The sequence below is a fragment of the Simkania negevensis Z genome (assembly GCF_000237205.1).
Classification (GTDB): Bacteria; Chlamydiota; Chlamydiia; order Chlamydiales; family Simkaniaceae; genus Simkania; species Simkania negevensis.
In genome coordinates this window covers 919,739-937,820 of record NC_015713.1, presented here as the reverse complement: position 1 = coordinate 937,820, position 18,082 = coordinate 919,739, and the positions used below count along the sequence as shown (strand labels likewise).

At 41.3% G+C, this 18,082-nt stretch carries 16 protein-coding genes; 10 read left to right on the top strand and 6 right to left on the bottom strand.

The features are described 5' to 3' along the window. Nucleotides 1–81 precede the first annotated feature (81 nt). Complete coding sequence (locus tag SNE_RS04900; protein WP_013943243.1) at nt 82–2,154, bottom strand: hypothetical protein; 2,073 nt, start codon at nt 2,152–2,154, stop codon at nt 82–84. 188 nt (nt 2,155–2,342) lie between these two features. On the opposite strand from SNE_RS04900, the gene SNE_RS04895 reads away from it, so the two are divergent. The 4 genes from SNE_RS04895 to SNE_RS04880 all read left to right on the top strand — a co-directional run bounded on the left by SNE_RS04895 (nt 2,343) and on the right by SNE_RS04880 (nt 7,802). Further along, nucleotides 2,343–2,930, top strand: coding sequence for a Maf family protein (locus SNE_RS04895; RefSeq protein ID WP_013943242.1), 588 nt, complete (start codon nt 2,343–2,345; stop codon nt 2,928–2,930). Then, nucleotides 2,909–4,588, top strand: coding sequence for a HEAT repeat domain-containing protein (locus SNE_RS04890; RefSeq protein ID WP_013943241.1), 1,680 nt, complete (start codon nt 2,909–2,911; stop codon nt 4,586–4,588). The genes SNE_RS04895 and SNE_RS04890 overlap by 22 nt, the downstream gene beginning before the upstream one ends. 27 nt (nt 4,589–4,615) lie before the next feature. Further along, on the top strand, nt 4,616–6,712 hold the full coding sequence (locus tag SNE_RS04885; protein ID WP_148258957.1) for an LPS-assembly protein LptD: 2,097 nt from the start codon (nt 4,616–4,618) through the stop codon (nt 6,710–6,712). A gap of 103 nt (nt 6,713–6,815) precedes the next feature. Then, nucleotides 6,816–7,802 carry a hypothetical protein gene (locus SNE_RS04880; protein ID WP_013943239.1) on the top strand — a complete coding sequence of 329 codons (987 nt, stop codon included), beginning with the start codon at nt 6,816–6,818 and terminating at the stop codon, nt 7,800–7,802. A 1-nt stretch (nt 7,803) separates the two neighbouring features. On the opposite strand, the gene SNE_RS04875 is transcribed toward SNE_RS04880, so the two are convergent. The 4 genes from SNE_RS04875 to tpiA form a co-directional block, all read right to left on the bottom strand. Beyond that, entirely contained in the window at nt 7,804–8,046 is a 243-nt protein-coding gene (locus tag SNE_RS04875) for a hypothetical protein (protein ID WP_013943238.1), read from the bottom strand. A 66-nt stretch (nt 8,047–8,112) separates the two neighbouring features. Further along, on the bottom strand, nt 8,113–8,640 hold the full coding sequence (gene def, locus SNE_RS04870) for a peptide deformylase (RefSeq protein WP_013943237.1): 528 nt from the start codon (nt 8,638–8,640) through the stop codon (nt 8,113–8,115). Next, complete coding sequence (secG, locus tag SNE_RS04865; protein ID WP_013943236.1) at nt 8,641–8,934, bottom strand: preprotein translocase subunit SecG; 294 nt, start codon at nt 8,932–8,934, stop codon at nt 8,641–8,643. Further along, the gene (tpiA, locus tag SNE_RS04860) at nt 8,931–9,698 is read right to left on the bottom strand and encodes a triose-phosphate isomerase (protein WP_013943235.1); all 768 of its coding nucleotides are present in this window, start codon (nt 9,696–9,698) and stop codon (nt 8,931–8,933) included. The genes secG and tpiA overlap by 4 nt, the downstream gene beginning before the upstream one ends. A 120-nt stretch (nt 9,699–9,818) precedes the next feature. Here tpiA and xseA point away from each other — a divergent pair, with 120 nt between their 5' ends. The 5 genes from xseA to SNE_RS04835 all read left to right on the top strand — a co-directional run bounded on the left by xseA (nt 9,819) and on the right by SNE_RS04835 (nt 15,615). Further along, nucleotides 9,819–11,243: an exodeoxyribonuclease VII large subunit gene (gene xseA, locus SNE_RS04855; RefSeq protein ID WP_013943234.1), complete on the top strand. Its 1,425-nt coding sequence runs from the start codon at nt 9,819–9,821 to the stop codon at nt 11,241–11,243. Further along, the gene (gene xseB, locus SNE_RS04850) at nt 11,236–11,520 is read left to right on the top strand and encodes an exodeoxyribonuclease VII small subunit (RefSeq protein WP_013943233.1); all 285 of its coding nucleotides are present in this window, start codon (nt 11,236–11,238) and stop codon (nt 11,518–11,520) included. Before xseA ends, xseB begins: the two co-directional genes overlap by 8 nt. Next, nucleotides 11,504–13,396 carry a 1-deoxy-D-xylulose-5-phosphate synthase gene (locus tag SNE_RS04845; RefSeq protein ID WP_013943232.1) on the top strand — a complete coding sequence of 631 codons (1,893 nt, stop codon included), beginning with the start codon at nt 11,504–11,506 and terminating at the stop codon, nt 13,394–13,396. The genes xseB and SNE_RS04845 overlap by 17 nt, the downstream gene beginning before the upstream one ends. Beyond that, complete coding sequence (locus tag SNE_RS04840; RefSeq protein ID WP_013943231.1) at nt 13,393–14,235, top strand: NAD(+)/NADH kinase; 843 nt, start codon at nt 13,393–13,395, stop codon at nt 14,233–14,235. Before SNE_RS04845 ends, SNE_RS04840 begins: the two co-directional genes overlap by 4 nt. A 180-nt stretch (nt 14,236–14,415) precedes the next feature. After that, nucleotides 14,416–15,615, top strand: a complete 1,200-nt coding sequence (locus SNE_RS04835) for a hypothetical protein (RefSeq protein ID WP_148258956.1) — start codon at nt 14,416–14,418, stop codon at nt 15,613–15,615. Nucleotides 15,616–15,643: 28 nt separating this feature from the next. Here the strand turns inward: SNE_RS04835 and SNE_RS04830 are convergent, their stop codons facing one another. After that, the gene (locus SNE_RS04830; RefSeq protein ID WP_013943229.1) at nt 15,644–16,396 is read right to left on the bottom strand and encodes a hypothetical protein; all 753 of its coding nucleotides are present in this window, start codon (nt 16,394–16,396) and stop codon (nt 15,644–15,646) included. Nucleotides 16,397–16,929: 533 nt separating this feature from the next. On the opposite strand from SNE_RS04830, the gene SNE_RS04820 reads away from it, so the two are divergent. Further along, nucleotides 16,930–18,081, top strand: coding sequence for an Lpg1974 family pore-forming outer membrane protein (locus SNE_RS04820; protein ID WP_013943227.1), 1,152 nt, complete (start codon nt 16,930–16,932; stop codon nt 18,079–18,081). The last annotated feature ends 1 nt before the right edge of the window (nt 18,082 follow it).

The following is an 18,082-nucleotide window of genomic DNA, read 5'->3' as shown; positions in this document are numbered from 1 at the left end:
GATTAAGTAAACCTCAAAAATAAAAAAAAGGCCGTAGGAAAGTTTCCTACGGCCTTTACTTCATGCGCGAGTCACATTTTCTTATATTATTAGAAAAGAACGCATTCCTAACCGCAGCCAATCTAGGTCTGATTTATTATATTTCTTTTCAAAGTGCGCTAAAAACGTCGTGCGATATGCGTTTTCTTTTGCTTGAGCCTTCTCAACTTCAGTCAACTCTACAGGAGCTGAAGTCCAAAAATTTAATCGAGAAAGGCCGGCATAGTCTTCTTGACGCTTCTTCGCAATTTGACTTGGATGTAATTCAGACTCTTTTGCTGCTTCATCTAAAGCTTTAACAGCTGGAATTGATGCCGCAAACTTTTCTGCAATATGGATGACAAGCTTTGCAAAGTCTTGTTTAGTAGAAGTTGCCATTTTGACAATCATTTCTTTTGGGAAGTTTAATTCTTGAAGCTTCAATGAACCAAGAAGTAAGAAAGAGTTGAGTTTTTTAGAAAAGTCTAAATTCTCAGACTCCATTTCTAAAGTGAACTGGTCTGTATAAGCACTATCAAGAGCCTCATTCATCCGAGCTTGAAAAATTTTAAACTCAGCGTCACCCTTACTTTGAATTTCTTCCGCAAGCTGAAGCACAGCTGCTTTTAAGTCAGCACCCTTTGGTTGTTCTGGGATTAACCTAATCGCATCTTTCGACTTAGCTGCATCTCTCTCATCTATCCTGACAAAAGCTTGAATAAGGGTTAAGCCAATGGCTTCATTCCCTTTCGTGTCAAGAAAGGCTGAAAGAGTCGCTTTACAATTGCTCTTAAGCAATCGAGTCATTGCACGGTCTAAAAAGTTGAGTCGATACGAACCGAGTTCTTCTGTTGTAAAGCCTTTGCTTAAAATTTCACTTTGAAGACTCTGCAAAGCATTGAGAATGATAACAACATCAAACTTTTTCTCTTCCTTCGTCCATGCAAGCACAAAAGGAACAGGGTCAAAGTCCACTTTCTCCCACTTTGCATCAGCAGAGGCAGCAGCAAAAAGACCAACTTTGTGTCCTGTAGATGCTTCATCTCTTTTAATCATCTGCATCGACAACATTTTCATCAGTTCTGGGCTAGAAGTACTCAGAGCATTTAAAAATTTTTTCGCCATGAAATGCTGTCTTGCTTCAGTGATTTCAATATGTCCATTACTTTTCTGTTTTTCGCTCTTCTTCGGAGGAAATAAAGAGTTGATGAAAATAGTATAATGATAAAGTTGATCTCCAAGATCTAAATCTTTATTCGCCTCAATTTCATCCATAATTCTTATGGAATCAAGTGCTTGCCGTACCAAAGCAGGCTTAAACTTTTCACTTTTTTCAACCCACTCTTTTGCTGACGCTTCAACAGTTTTTCCCTCTTTTGTATTCACTTCATCTGTCAATTCAGTTAAACATTCAGCAAGCCTTTTAAAGCCACCTGGATTTGTTTCTGCATACAGAAGAACAATTTGTTGAGCTGAAGTCACTTCTAATTTGCTATGTTCAGCCATTTCAACTTGAAAAGAAAGAATGGTAAACTGGTCTTCAGCGTCAACATGTTTCATCCGATAAGCATCAAGACCTAAGTAGAAATCTCCGATCGAGAGTGTATCATCTTTAAGACACATGAGAACGTAGGCCCCAGGCGTCAATGTGATGGAATCCTTGTTTACTTTTGTCACTCGAATGACTTCGCTTGCGATTTCTTCAAATACATCTTTTTGAACCTCAGCAAAAGCTGAAATGATTTCCTTTGCGTACTTAAGGTCCCCTTTGTTTCTCACTGCTACACGGACACTTGCTTCAAGCTCGCCAAATCTTGTGGGTAGATCGGTGCCTTTGTCTTTAACTTTTTCTAAGTTCTTGGCATGAACTTCAGGAGTTGTTTGAGCTAAATCATGGTTCAAGAAAGGATAAAATAAAACATAGGCAATTGTTTCAACGACAATTTGCGCCCCATTCAGGACATTAAAAACAAAACTTGAAAATGTCGACTTGACTGTTTCCGCTGCAGAATAAAGTGTATCCACTCCAGGAAAATGACTTGCACCTGATTTGTCTTTTGGGGGATCTTTTGGGGGGTCTAGTGGCAGATTCGGTCCACTTGCATGACTTGGACGGACTGGATGGGATCCGGACATAACTTCTCCTCATTAGCTTTTGTTTAATTTTGATGGGCAAAATTATAACAACTGATAGTTTAAACGCAAATAAAATCCTATAATACTTAAAAATTTACGAAAAAAATTATACAAAAATTTTGACTTGCGCCTTCCTTGATTTCAAAGGCAAAAAAAACTAATCTTTCTTTAAAAAAATTGGTTGAGTCATGCAGAAAGTTTTACTTGGTTCAAGATCCCCCAGAAGGCAAGAAATTCTCCGCTACTTTCACCTTCCTTTTGAAATCGAATCTCCAGAGTTTGACGAAGACTCGATCTCTTTTAAAGGAAATCCTGCGCAATACGTGATAACTATTGCCGAAGGAAAAGGCAAATCTCTCCAAACTCAGTATCCAGACCACGTCATTATCACTGCAGACACCATCGTGCTCTATCAAGATCGCCCTCTACTCAAGCCCATAGACGAAAAAGATGCGATGGAAATGCTCAAAAATCTTTCAGGTCAAACCCATCATGTTTACACTGCTGTTTCAGTCCGTTATCAAGACCAAGTTCATACAGATGTTGGGAAAACAGCAGTTGCGTTTAATCATTTGACGGATAAACAAATCGAAAGGTATCTTCAATCAGCACATGGAATAGATAAAGCAGGGAGTTATGGCGGCCAGGAAATTGGAAGCCTCTTGATTGATTCGATCGATGGAAGTTTCTATAATATGATCGGACTCCCAGTAAACATTCTCAACCGTCTTCTCAATCAAGTAGGAATTGATTTATGGGACTATGTCGATGGCTAACCCTTTTTCTTTTGAGTCTCTCAATTTCTATTCAAGGCTCCGAAAACTCTTCTAAACATCAAGTCCTCTACCTGATGCAAGCAGGTCATATTGCAAAAGGAATCCAGCTGTATCAGAAGCTCAAAGAAGACACCCTCAAACATGACTTTCCCATTTTAGAGCAAATGGGGTATATCCTTCTCAGTCAGGGGGCCAAAAGTGGGGATGAAGAGTGCCAACTCCTCAGTATGTATGGGGCCGGCATGGCCGGAACACTTGAAAGCATGGACATCTACCAAATGGGAATGGAAAGCCCAAACCCTATGACACAAATGGCTACAATTCACTTTTTGACTGAAATTCAAGATGATCGCGCAGAAGAGCTCCTGCTAAAAGCTTTTTCTTCTCCCTATCTCTTAATCCGCCTTGAAGCTGCATATGCCCTAGCCATTAGAAAATCTCTGAGTGCAACGGGGCTGATTGATTCTCTGATGCAACGCCTTCCCCCCCCAATGTACGTTTACTTTCCTGACCTTTTTGCCATGATTGGGACCGCAGATGCGATGGGTGTTTTACAACGCCTCATGGGAAACCGCATTTTAAGTGTCCGTCTCGCCTCTTTCCTCGCTGCAGCAAAATTTGGAAGAGATGATTTTATAGGAGATATTCGGACGAGCCTGACTCATTCAGATGAAGCAGAGCTTGAGACCTGTGCGGCTGCTGTCGGATACCTTCAAGATTCTCACTCGATCCCAGCTTTAAGAAAGCTCACAAAATCAAAGTCTCCAAATGTCCAACTTGCGGCATGTCGCGCCTTAATCCTTCTTGGCGAACAAGAGTATCAGTCGCAAATCATGGAAAGTGCTGCAAATAAAAACCCCCTTGCTATCAACCTTCTCACAAACCTTCCCAACACAGAGTCTCTTCTTGCAAAGCTTGCATTCGATTACAACTTTCATACACGAGTCAATGCAGCTCTTGCCCTTCTTAAAAAGCGTGATACTCGGGCACTTCCGACTCTGATGAAACTTTTGATTCGCGATGAAAAAGATTTAGGGCTCGAACCCATGACTTCTCTCGGACACTCTCTCATGGCATGGAAAGTGATCCCCTCCTGCACACAATATGCAAAAAAAACTGAAAGAGACATTCCATCCATTACACTCGCTGTGCGCGAACAAATTCTTCAAGATGCTCTTGAACTCCCAGAAGAGTCTTTTTTAGCCATTGCTGAAAAAATCTTCGATGAAAAGCAAAATGATCTGATTCCTCTCCTCATTCATCTTTTAGAAAATTTGAAAACAGAAAAAGCAATTCAACTTCTGCAGAAGGAATCTCGACGCGCTGGTGCTCCTTTTATCCGGACTTACTGCCATCTTGCTCTTTATCGGTTGAGAATTGAAGGTCCTCATCGAGAAACTCTGTTCAAATGGATTGAAGAAAAAAAAGACCATGAACTGATCCGTTTTCGGCCTATGCTTCCTTGGACAGAAAAAAATGTCTCGAGTCAGTTTCTACTCACCCCAGAAGAAACATCCCGTTTACTCGTCGAGGCCTATGTTACCTTGGCAGATCAGCATGATCCCGAAGGAATCGACATTCTCTTAAATGCTATTCTCGAAGGAAATGAAAAAAACCGGTATGCTTTAGCAGGGCTTCTTTTGAAGTCAATTCAATAACCTGGTATCTTTCTTCTCATGAATCTCATGCGCGTTTTATTTCTCGTCGCCTCATTCCTACTTTTTGGATCTGTCTTTGCAACAGATACCACGCAATTCACCGTGAATCTAAAAAACCCCATTTACAAAGAGGGAGTGATTTCGACAGATCAAGGAGGAGTGATCACTTCACCTGAACTACGGATTCAAGCACGTCACATTGTCTACATCAACAAAATAGAAAAGGGAAAGTCGATTCATCAGGTCATTGCTGAAGGAGATCTGATGCTCGACAATATGGGGCGTATTTACATTGGGCGTCGTCTAGAATATGACTTCATCACAAAAACTGGAGTCGTTTATGAAGGGGCTACTGCTGTTGATCTTTGGTTTTTAGGAGGAGAAAAAATTCGCCTCAATCCTGATCGCAGCTACTACCTCTATAATGCTTTCATCACCACAAGTGAGAGTAAAAAAGCTGATTGGAAAATCCAATCAAGAGAACTTGAGATCGACAGAAAAAGTCAACTGACCGGGAAAAATGTGACCTTTCGTTTTTGGGACACCCCGATCCTTTGGGTTCCTGCCTTTAAGAGTAATCTCATTAAACCTCTAACTGAAACCCCGGTTCGGTATAAAATCGAATGGGATAAAGGGCTGTGGCCCAAGCTGAGTATGCGTTACCGCATCTTCTCTTGGGAGAATCTCGACCTCTTTTTCCGCCTCAACATCCGTCCTTCTAAAGGGGTTGGGGGAGCTATTGAAAGTAACTACCGTTCACTAGATAAACGGAAAAGACTGCAAACAAAAAGTTACGCAGATCACGATGCATTTTTCCGCGATACAGATTCAGATAAAGCCCGTTTCCACTACCGCCTCCAAGGCCTTTATGAAGCACGGAGCGAAGACAACCGCTCTCAAATCTACTTGACTTACGACAAACTCAGCGATAGGAACATGCAAGTCGATTTTCCGACGCCTGATTTTGAAGTTTCTACTGTCAAAGAGACCTTTTTAAAAATTCGTAATTACCAAGATTGGATGATTTTGGGGATCAATGCGAGGCCAAGAATTAACTCTTTCCAAGGACTCAAGCAGGAATTGCCTGAATCGTTTTGGACACCTCATCCTTTTACAATTGGGCCAACAGGAATCATTTCAGAAAATCGCTTGCGCGTCTCCTATCTTGACTACGTGTCGGCAAATGATATCGAAAGAGCTGTCCCCGACTTTCATTCTGCCCGCATCGCGACACACAACGAACTCTACCGTCCTTTTACTTATAAAGGACTCAACATCACCCCGCTCATTGGCTTTACCGGCATTTTCTATAATGAAAGCCGTGATGGAGGTGCTGTGGGACAAGCCGTTCTCAACTATGAGCTATTTATCAATCTCAATTTATACCGTCACTATCAGACGCTTCGTCATGTCTTTGAACCCTACATCCATTATAAAGGACTCACACACCCAACCATTTCTCCAGACAGACCCTACATTTTTGATATCGACGATGGCTTCAACCGCCTTTACCAATTGCAAACAGGAGTGCGCAATTCCTTCTATTTAAAAAAATACCCCCTCTTCGAACCCAATTTTATTGCCGACATCTATCTCTACGCATTTTTTGCCGATCGAACCTTTAAGAAAACCATTCCTAAGGTCCAAGGCCTTTTTACCTGGAATTTTCCAACTGCCAAGCTCACAAGTCAAATTGGATGGAACGTTGAAGAGCAGGTCTTTGACTTTGCCAATGTCGGACTGGCCTGGACTATCAATGAAAACTTCGCATTCAAAACCGAATTTCGCCATCGCAGCCGGTTTGAATGGCGTAAAAACGAGCTTCATAACTACATCATGGAAGTCACGCGTGGTATCCCAGAACTACTACGCTCCCCTCTTTCAGATGGGCGTAACACCCTTCTCACCCGTCTTCAAATGAAAATCGCCCCTCAGTGGACCGCCCGATTCGAGTCCCACATCGGATGGGGACGAGGTGGCGAGCCCAACTATAATGAAGCAAAAGTGGAGCTGATTACTCTCATCAGTACAAGCTGGAAGCTTCGCCTGATTTTCACTCATTCTCCTGCCCCTAAGAAGAAGAATGACCGCTTTTCTTTCGCCTTCTCTTTAGTCAGAAAATAAATAACTTATTTACAATGATTTAAGATTTTAATTAATAATTTAAATTAAAATAGTAATTATGTTATAATTTTTACTATTAAGGGACTAAAAAGGAAGGAAAGGAATGTCTAACTCTATTTCACTCAGCTCTTCTCAACACAATTCAGTTCAACAACAAGTAGCTAATAATCAATTGGTTCTATACAAAGAGATCAACCCGCTAGTCAATAGTGAGGGGATGCTCAATATCGCCAAATATGCAGAATTGCCAACGCTCGCAGATGTCAAAGTGATGCACTTCATCTCTGTCACTCAAATCCCAGCCTACTACGAACCAAAGATCCGCTCGATCGTTCCTTTTAAAGGAGCTTATCCTCTTGTTCAACTCGCTTGGAAGTACCTGCGGAATTCACTGAGAGAAGGAGTTGGGACTTTTCCCGAATTGCTAAGTCACCCTCCACTGATTTCTCGTACACCAGTTTTCCATGCAAATAGTGCAACGACAATTGAGGAGCTCTATCAGGATGAACAAGAAGGAGCTGAAATTTTTCTCCCCATTTGCCAACAAGTTGCCGAATCAGGTGGAGGAACGGCTCACTTTGGACCGGAAAATGTCAACATCATCAAGTCTAAGGAAAGCATATTGAGTAAAGTTCAACGCACACAATCCGAATCTGGGGCTTCAGTCGCTCACGCCATTGCTCAAATTGATGATGGTGTACGTGGAACCATTTCATTTGATACGCCAGAGCAACTCCGCGCTGGGATGAAAGAATTCTTACACTTAGCTAAGCAAAATGGATGGGAAATAGACGTGAGTAATCTTTGGGAAAATGAACAAGATTATGGCGGCTACATCGATTTTGATGTACGCATTATGATCCCGCTTGGTCAAGATAGACAGGTCGTTGCAGAGCTTCAGTTCCACTTAAATGATTTTTATGATGGGACGAAAGACTCTCCTGTATCTAGAGCTCACAAGGTCTATGAAGAGATGCGTATGATTCCCGTTACAGGGAAAAGTGACGTGAACCTTTCATATGAAGAGTTGAATGAAGCTTCAAGACTTTACTTTACAACAGCTTTGTTTCAGGCCTACAGAAAAAGGTAATTTAAACCTTAGTCATGTTGGCTTGGAATTGATCAAATAAAGTATTAGCAGTTTCTTTTGAGTCTAAGAGGCCTTTACCTGTCATCATTTTTTGAACAATTTGTGGGCTAACTGTTTTGACCCATTCTCCAGTGTCAAAGCGTCTTGTTTGAAAGACTCCCTTATTTCGATTGGAACGGGTGATCATTCCATCGATTTGATGGTAAGTAAATTCTTGACTGTTTACTTCTCTAACCGTTGACATAATAAACCCCTTTAATTTCTTACCCTTCTATTTTCTTCTAAATATTAGAAAAACTCAACAGTGAAATTAATTGTACTGCTTTTTGATTTCCCGGAGAGCTCCTTCAATTTTTTTCTTTCTATTGGGGTGGATCCGGTCGATGTTGAGAACACCGTTGAGATGGTCATTTTCATGCATGATGGCGCGGGCACGCCAGTCTGTTGCAATCTCTTTATGCATCTTCCCTTCTAAGTCCATGTACTCGACTTCAATGGTGCGGGGCCGAGTCACTTTCTCATAGATGCCTGGAATCGACATGCACCCTTCACCATGGGTGATCATTTCTATGGATGGATTAGAAAGAATGGGATTGATAAACACACAAGGAGGACAGATGATAGGCCATCCTTCGCTATCTTGGCCATTGGCATAGCGAATGACAAAAATGCGATGAAGCTCACCCACTTGCGGGGCAGAAAGACCAGCTCCATCCATGGCAAGAACAGTTTCCATGAGATCTTGACCCAATCGACGGATTTCGTCTGTGATCTCTTCAATCTGCTGACACTTTTTCCGAAGGACCGGGTTGCCGTAGTAGGTGAGGTCTCGTAACATTTATTGCTTTGCTTCCTCAATTTCAACTTGGGGAATGGGGGCTTTATGAGCACGCGAAATGGAAGAGGACCAAAATGAAAGCATCAAGCAAACGATCATAAAGATCCCTGCAAGATAGGCTGTAAACTTTTTAAGAACCATAGCAGTTGACGTTCCAAAAAGAGAGTCACCTGCATCGCCTCCAAAAGATGCGCCAAGTCCCATGCTCTTGCTTTCTTGAATCAATATCACAAAAGATAGCAAGGCGCAAATCCCTAGAAAGAGAAATAAGAAAATATAAAAAAGGGTTGTCATTTTAAGGTTTCCTCAACGTTGTGAATGATTTGAGCAAAGGAATCAACTTCGAGCGAGGCTCCTCCGATTAAAGCGCCATCGATATCGGGCTTTTGAATAAGCTCTCCAATATTCTCTGGTTTGACTGAACCTCCATAGAGAATCGGTACAACTTCCGCCGCTTCTTTGCCACACTTTTCAGCAACAAAGCTGCGACAAAGGAGGTGGGCCTCTTGAGCAATCTCAGGTGTAGCAGTTTTCCCTGTCCCAATTGCCCAGACAGGTTCATATGCCAAAATCATTTTTCGGACCTCTTCGGGAGAAAAGTCTTTTAGGGCTTCTCCCAGTTGAGTTTCTAAGACCTCTTTCGTCCTGTTTTGATCTCGCTCTTCTTGAGTTTCACCAATGCAAAGAATGGGCTCGATTTTTTCTTCTAAGGCCCATTTAAGCTTGGAGTGGATCATTTCATTATCTTCTTTAAAAATGTGGCGTCGTTCTGAGTGACCGAGAATCACAAAAGAAGCTCCTGCTTCTTTTAGCATCATGGAGGAAACTTCTCCTGTGTAAGCCCCTTTATGGTACTGGCTCATGTTTTGCGCCCCAATGCACACTGCGCTTCCTAGCGCAGCATCCGTCGCAGCCTGGATCGATGTGAATGGTGGCGCGAGATAAACACTCGATGAGACACCTTTAACCTGTGGCAAAAGCTGCTCGACAAATGCACGCGTTTCGGCTGCAGACATGTGCATCTTCCAGTTCCCAGCAATAATAATTCTTCGCTTCATGAATTCTATTCCTTTCTCCAAAAGGATACTTGATAGAGGGATAAATGTCACCCCAAGTATACCAAAATCTTATAGAATGAAGATTGATCAAAAGAGATCAAATCACGTAAACTTTCTTTTATGACGATGACGACCGCTGAAGCTTTAAGCGTCACCGAACTGACGCAGGCGATTAAACACCAGCTTGAATCAAATTTTACGGCTCTTTCTGTCAAAGGCGAAGTAACCAATTTGCGCTTGCAAGCGTCTGGTCATTATTATTTTAGTTTGAAAGACGAAAATGCTCAAATTTCAGCTGTCCTTTTTCAGGGAAATGCCCGTTTTGCGAAACACCTCCCTAAAATGGGCGATCAGGTCCTCGTCAAAGGGGAAATTAATGTTTACGCCCCCCGAGGCACCTACCAAATTATCGTTCGCGAAATCGAGCATGCAGGACTAGGAGAACTCCTTTTAAAATTTCACAAGCTCAAGAGTAAGCTAGAAAAAATGGGCTGGTTTGATCCGGCTAAGAAAAAACCACTCCCCACCTATCCTAAGACGATTGGAGTCGTGACAAGCCCAACAGGTGCTGTGATCCAAGATATCTTGAACGTCTTGAAACGGCGCTTTCCTAACTTTCACTTGATTTTGAACCCTGTGAAAGTCCAAGGGGCGGGTGCAGCAGAAGAAATCGCTCAGGCAATTGATGACTTTAACCGCTTTGGGTTGGCCGATATTTTGATCATCGGACGTGGAGGTGGAAGCCTTGAGGACCTTTGGGCTTTCAATGAAGAATGCGTGGCTGCAGCCATTTTTCGATCAAAGATTCCTATCGTCTCTGCTGTGGGACATGAGACGGATGTCACGATTGCCGACTGTGTGGCAGATGTTCGCGCTCCAACTCCTTCGGCTGCAGCAGAACTTTCTGTGAAAGAGCTCCACCTACAGCTCAATTTTCTCCAGGAGGCAAGACGACGCACAGCTTCGATGCTTGCGCATGCAGTCAAGCAAGGAAGGCTAAAACTAGCAGGGATTCAGCGTCACCCCCTTTTCAAAACACCTTATACTTTACTAGCGGATCACTTTCAGCGGATTGACGGAGTCTACGAAGATTTAAATCAAACGTTGAATACCTTTCTTAAAGAAAAATCTCTGCAAGTGGAGGCCCTTAAAAAGCACCTGCAAGGCCTCAGCCCTAATGCAAGACTCAAGCTCTTAAAAGAAAAAATGTATTCTTATCAGCGCGCACTAGAAAGACAAGTTTCTCATCAAATTCAACGAAAAAAAGAGCAACTTAAGCCCAAAGAACTCACCTCCTATCTTGAATCCCAAATGCTTAAAAAATTGAAAAATCAAAAAGAAAAACTGAGTCAGATTAGTTCTCACTTAAAATCGATCAATCCTAATAACTTATTAAAGAAGGGGTACTGCATCCCCTTTGCGGAAAAAGATCATTCCGTTATTATGTCAACTCACGCACTTCAAGCTGGTGAGAAGATCCTTCTCCAAATGTATGATGGAAGTGTTAACTCAACAATCGACGAGGTACACCCCAAGCATGATTGAAAAGACTGCAGGTAGCTTCTCTTTCGAAGAGGCCTATGCGAGGCTCGAAACCATTTTGGAAGAACTCAATTCTGGAGAACTTTCTCTTGAAAAGTCTTTAAAGCTCTATGAAGAAGCCGATAAATTAATAGCCCACTGTAACGAGAAACTCAGCAATGCTGAACAAAAGATTCAAACTCTGATTAAAAACCGCGAAGGCCAAGTTGTCATGAATGATGCGGCCCAGCCAAAGATGGAAGCTTTTTCACATCAAACATCTTATGATCCCGCTACTTGAACAAATCGCACACCCTCAAGATCTCAAAAAACTCTCCATTCCAGAGCTAAAAGACCTTGCTCATCAAATTCGGTTACGGATTATGGATGTTCTCTCTGTCAATGGAGGTCATCTTTCTTCTAATCTCGGTATTGTCGAATTGACAATTGCCCTGCACAAGGTCTTTAACTCCCCCGCAGACAAACTGATTTTCGATGTCGGTCACCAGTCATACCCTCACAAAATTCTCACTGGTCGTAATCCTCGCTTTCATACCATCCGGCAGACTGAGGGAGTCTGTGGATTTACCCATCCAGAAGAATCAGTTCACGATCACTTTTACGCAGGCCACGCAGGAAATGCGTTATCTCTTTCATTAGGCCTTGCAAAAAACCGTGAACTTCGCGGAGAAAATTATCACATCCTTCCCATCTTAGGAGATGCAGCTCTTACTTGTGGCCTGACTTTGGAAGCCATGAATAACATCCCCAAAAAACTTAAAAAACTCATCGTCGTTTTAAATGACAATGCCATGGCTATTGCAAAAAATGTAGGAGCTGTCACCAACATCTTAAGCCGCTTTTTTAATAGTCCCACCGCAAACCACATTTACGATGAACTCACTGAAATCATTTCAAAGATCCCAGGTTATGGAGAAGCCCTTGCTGAGCAAGGAAACCGAATGAAAGAGTCGATGAAAAACCTCATCAGCACAGCTCCTTTTTTTGAACAGTTTGGACTCAATTATGTCGGTCCTATTGACGGGCACGATATCAAAAAGCTCATCGACACCTTGGAAGCACTCAAAGATCAAGACCGACCCACACTCGTTCATGTTTTAACTGTAAAGGGCCAAGGCATGAAAAATGCGATTCAACACCCTACCCCGTATCACGGAGCAAAACCTTTTGATCGAAAAACAGGAGAGTTTCGCCTTTCTAAAGACCCCAAGCCCACTTTTCCCAAAGTCTTTGGGAATCACGTACTCAAGTTAGCTGAAGAAGATCCTAGCGTTGTTGCTGTCACTCCTGCGATGCCTGTGGGATCGTGTCTAGATGCTTTTATGAAGCGGTATCCTGATCGTTGCATTGATGTGGGGATTGCTGAAGGGCATTCAGTCTCTTATGCAGGAGGGATGAGTCATGGTGGGAAACTCAAAGTGATTGCCTGCGTTTACTCAACCTTTTTGCAACGTGCTTTTGATAACATCTATCACGATGTGTGTGTCCAAAAAGCCCCTGTAATCTTCGCCATTGATCGGGCTGGTCTTGCTGTTGGCGATGGTGTCACAGCACAAGGGCTCTATGACATCGCTTTCTTAAATGCGATGCCCAACATGGTGATCACTCAACCACGAAATGGCAAAATGTTAAAAGCTCTTTTAGAAAGTGCTTTTGATTGGAACCTGCCAACAGCCATTCGTTACCCGAACCTCAAAACAGAAGATGAGGATGTCCCGATCGAAAAAGTTCCTTTTGGAAAAGGAGAAATCCTCAAGCAAGGAAAAGATATCACAATCATCGCTCTAGGGCACATGGTTGACATTGCGCTTAAAGCTCGCGAGCTATTACTTGCTGAAGACATTGATGCGACTGTCATCGACCCCATTTTTGTGAAACCACTTGATAAAGAATTATTCCGCAGCCAATTTGCTCACTCGCGCGGTGTAGTTACAGTTGAAGAACATGCGCTTCAAGGAGGGCTCGGATCAATTATTAACTCTTTTATCGTGCAAGAAGGTTTTACTGACCTTCTTGTATGGAACATCGGAGTTCCCGATGAATTTGTTCAACATGGAAGCCATGAAGATCTTCTTAAAATGGTTGGAATCACTCCTGAAGCGATTGTGAAACAAGTTTTAAGAGCGTTTTCCGAGCAAACTGTCAAGGTCGAATGAAAACGATTGCTCTTTTTCCAAAAGTTAAGCAGCCGGACGCCAAAAAACTTGCAGAGCAAGTCATCACCTTCTTAAAAGAAAAAAAGATCCATGTTGTTGTCGAAGATGACAAAGCAGAGGTTCTTAATCAACCTCCCCTTTCTTCTGCAAATCCAGGTGAGATTAAGTACCTGATCACCATGGGTGGGGATGGATCTATTTTACGTGTCGCTCATATGTACCATTATTTGGATGCGGCTATTCTTGGCATTAACCTGGGACATTTAGGGTTTATGGCTGACGTCCAAATTGCTGACATCATTCCTTGCTTAGAAGATCTCGTGAACCAAAAGTTTTCGATCCAAAAACGGATTATGATTGAAGGCACTTCTCCGTCTGGAGAGACTTTTTTCGCTATGAACGACTGCGTTTTGCACCGCGCTCGTAATCCGAGCCTTGTCGAAATGGCTATCTACGTTGATGATCTATATCTCAACACGTTCGAAGCCGATGGAGTCATCCTTGCAACGCCTAATGGATCAACTGCCTACTCATTAGCAGCAGGTGGCCCCATTTTAAGTCCCGATATTGAGGCGTTTGTCTTGACGCCTATTTGTCCTCATACGATTTCAAATCGGCCAATTGTTCTCACTCCCAATCAAGAAATTCAAATCGAATACGTGAGTGAAAATGAGCCGATCGAAGTGGTTTCAGATGGACTAAGCCGTTTTGAGCTGCAAACAGGAGAAACGATTAAGCTTAGGAGAAGCCCTAAAACCTTCAAACTCGTTAATCTCACGCGGATCGACTTCTTTTCCACTCTGCGGACTAAACTTGGCTGGTCTGGAAAGCTAAGGTAAGTCTTTGATTTTCAATTCTCAAAAAAAAATTTTGCATTCGTAAAATTCAAAATAATTTTTATATAATTCACAAATAACTAATCTAAAACAACTTAATTTATTAATTATAAAATTAATTGAAAACAAAATGATTGTTACATTATAATTTACAATATCATATAAAAAAGATGGGGAGAAAATATGACTACTTTACAAGAGGTATCGAAACCTCTCTATACTTCTATGCTCAATTACGCAAGAATAGGGCAATTTGAAGAATCTGATAATATTTATTTTAATTTAATCTCTATCCTCTCAGGCGGCGATATTTCACCGGAAACTTTCAAGAAGCATGTAGAGATTGTTAAAAATGGACAAAACTTCAATCCTACACTTAAAAATTACTCTTTTGACCGATCAAAAGAAATTATTCAGAAATACAACTACATCGTTAATCAAATACACAATCAATTCATGGCTGAAGATCCTGATTACAGAGATCTCCATGACAAGTATGTTCGGGAGACACTCTATCTTGATGCTAGAACAGAATTTAGCGACACCCCTGTTATGGCTGTTAGAGGAATACAGGTTGTTCCAGGCTCAAGTTTTACATCACTAGAGCACCAATTCAATATCCCCAATTCTACGATGCTAACAAGTGGTGGACACCCTCATCAGGGAACAGGGTTAATAATTCCGGGAATTAATGACCCATACATTGCCTCAGACGATGCATGGAAAAAGCGAATGATTCTGTGGAGCAAAGGAGCCGTTTGCTATAGTTTAGATGTCAATAAATCAATTCTATATGCAAATAGAGTTGTTAGTGCTTACGATGACAAGCAAGGAAAGACTGATGGCTTCCTTCTTGTAACATCACTACCTGAAAGTGCTTCGCTTGCAGATCATGGCTACCATGAACTAACCGATGAAGAAACACAAACAGCACGGACAAATTACGAAGTCATCTCAACTCAAACACGGCCAGAGTTCACTATTGGGGCTTTTCCAATCAAAAAAGATGGAACAATTGGGGCCTTCATTGTTAACCCAATCGTCGATGCAACAGCAAAAAAACACTTTGAAAAAACACTCGTGACTAACCCAACTTATGAAAAACTTTTCAACGCTGGACAAAAAGGGGAAAACATCCACGAGCTCAACTTATCTACAACACCTAACCCTGCTGTGGATGAATTCGAACGAGCGCTTCCTTCAAAAGAGCATCATGAAATCCGCTCAGCGATAAAATTCGATAGGCCCGCTCAAACTGGATTTCTTCAAACACAAGCAAAATATTTTGCATCAAGGCTCTTCCCACAAACCGAACCATCAACAGGGCTACTTCAATCACAAGTTAAGCACTTAGCAGCGCTTCATGCAAAATATACAAGTTAATGTCTAAAATACATCCCTGAGCTCAAGTTTACTTGAGCTCTTCTTTTTCAAAACCTCGCTCAGCAATTTCATTAGAAGGTTTAAAATCAAAAACTAACAAGTGATTACTTTCGGTGAATTTTAAGCTAAAATCTATAAAAAATTGAGTGTACTTAGGGGTGAGAGGAATGTTATCAAACTTCAAAATATCTGAGCTGCCGATGAAAACTAGAAGTTTTTCAACGTCTTTTAAATCAAGTTCTTGCCAAAAAAGATCATAGGTATAAGAACTTTCTCCTTCTCCAGGTTTTACAATGTAGAGTCTTGAAAGAGAGTGCATCCCCTTACAAGATGCAAACAGAAAGAGCTGCTCCAGAAAATATGCGGTAGGTCGATCAGGCAATGAAATAGAGTAGATTTCATCTGGGATGCTATGAAGTGCTGCAATAAAAAGGTCTACGTTTTCTGGATTTGAAAAGTCAATTGCTTTCATATCATCAAGAAAAACGATTCCTTTTTCTGCTTGGATTGTATCTCTCCATCGTTGAATTTTCACAGGATCAAGCAATGGACTTGGTTTATAATCATTGAGTAACCCACTTCCAAAATCCTTACAAACCCAAAGGGCAAAAGGAACTTTTTGTGGTACATGTTGATGGATTTCGATCAAATTTTCTGAATTTCCTAACGAAAATGCCGTAATAGGGAGTGGAAGTTTTTCAGCAGAAAATTGCTTTCCTAAAACAAGTTGATCTCCATTTCTTAAGAAGTCTGAAAAAAGGAAAGAACCTTTTTGCGCCATTGATGAATAAGGTAGTCTTGAAATACCCAGTGGTTCGTGTAAATGAACACAATTTCTAAAAAAAGCTTTTCGAAAAAGCTCTCCAGCCACCGGTATACTGCTTCTGCTTGTAAAAATTTTTGACACCACGACATTTTCCTCACAATTTTTTTAAAAGACATTTTAACATGAAACAAGAAATTTAATCAAATCTTATTAATTAAATGTTGTTTTAGAAAAAAAATAAAAATAAAAACATTGAGAACTTGAGTATATATTTTTACGAATAGGATTATACTCAAACAACTTCAAAAATTGGATTTTCGGCTGCGCCAAAGCACCGTAATTTGCCGATTTTAAGTGACCTCATATTCCTAATATTAGGCCACTTAAAATCGACGAATTCCGAAAGCTTTCGCGTTGCCCAAAACCAATTTTTGAAGTTGTTTGAGTATAACTAAGAATTCTGGGGTTGAGCTCTAGATTTTGAATTTTCTTGAGTATATTTATCGAAGTATTCTAATAGAAGAATTGATATTGAGGTATTTTTATAAATGAAAAAATTCGCCCTATCAATTGCTCTTTTGATGACTGCACTTTCTCATGCAGGCATTGATGATCGCATCGATGATCTCGAATGGGAAATGAAACAAGTCTCTGTTTATACACCTCAAGATACGATCGGAGCTTCCTTTGCAAAGGGTCAGCCTGATGTTTTAGTTCAAGGAGAAAAGTTATTTCTCCTATTTGATGTCTTATACTGGCATGCAAAGGTGGGTGGAACTGAATACGCCTACAGTCTTCAGCCTAGCATCATTCAAACAGGGAGCATTATTCTTCCCCACGCAAACGGTCATACAAAATACAACGACTTCAGTTGGGAATGGGGACTTAAAGCTGGTTTTGGAATCAATTTTCCCCATGATGGATGGGATGTCTTCGCTCAATACACCTGGTTTAAATCCAACACTACAAACTCTTCTTCAAAAGCTCCTCCCAGCGCACTCATGCCTCTTCGTCTCTTCTCAACAATGCTTGCAATCAAAGCGAAGTCATTTTTTGACCTCGATTATCAAAATGTCGATGTCAATTTAGGAAAAAGCTACTTTCTAAGCAAAATGGTAATGTTTCGCCCCTTCATCAGCGTAAAATCAGCTTGGATCGATTTAGATCAAAATGTGACTTATACAGCTTCGAGCCTGAATGACTTTCTCTTCCCAGGAACAGCCCAAACTGTTGGACACGATTTCAAATCGAAAAACAGTAATAACTTTTGGGGAATTGGGCCAAGGATCGGAGTCGACTCAAAATGGTTTCTAGGAAATGGATTCAGTTTGTTTAGTGACATCGCAGGAGCTCTTCTCTACGGTTATTTCAAAACTCTTCTCAGAGAAAAAATTCCTCCTAACAATGTTCAATTTGCTGATGGAGAAATTATTAAAAATCGTCATAAGTTTCATTTTTTCGTTCCATTTGTGCAAATGTACGGTGGTCTTGCTTGGCAAGGATATGTCAACCACGACAAGCAGTACATTACACTGAAATTTGGCTACGAAGTGCAGTATTACTGGCGCGTCAATCAAATGGTCTACACTCAGGACTTTTCCACCCCAGTTGGATCATTTAGCAACCGTGCTTCGTTTGACAATCTTTCTGAAGACGTGATGTTCTATGGTATCACGGGAGAATTTAAACTGGATTTTTAGG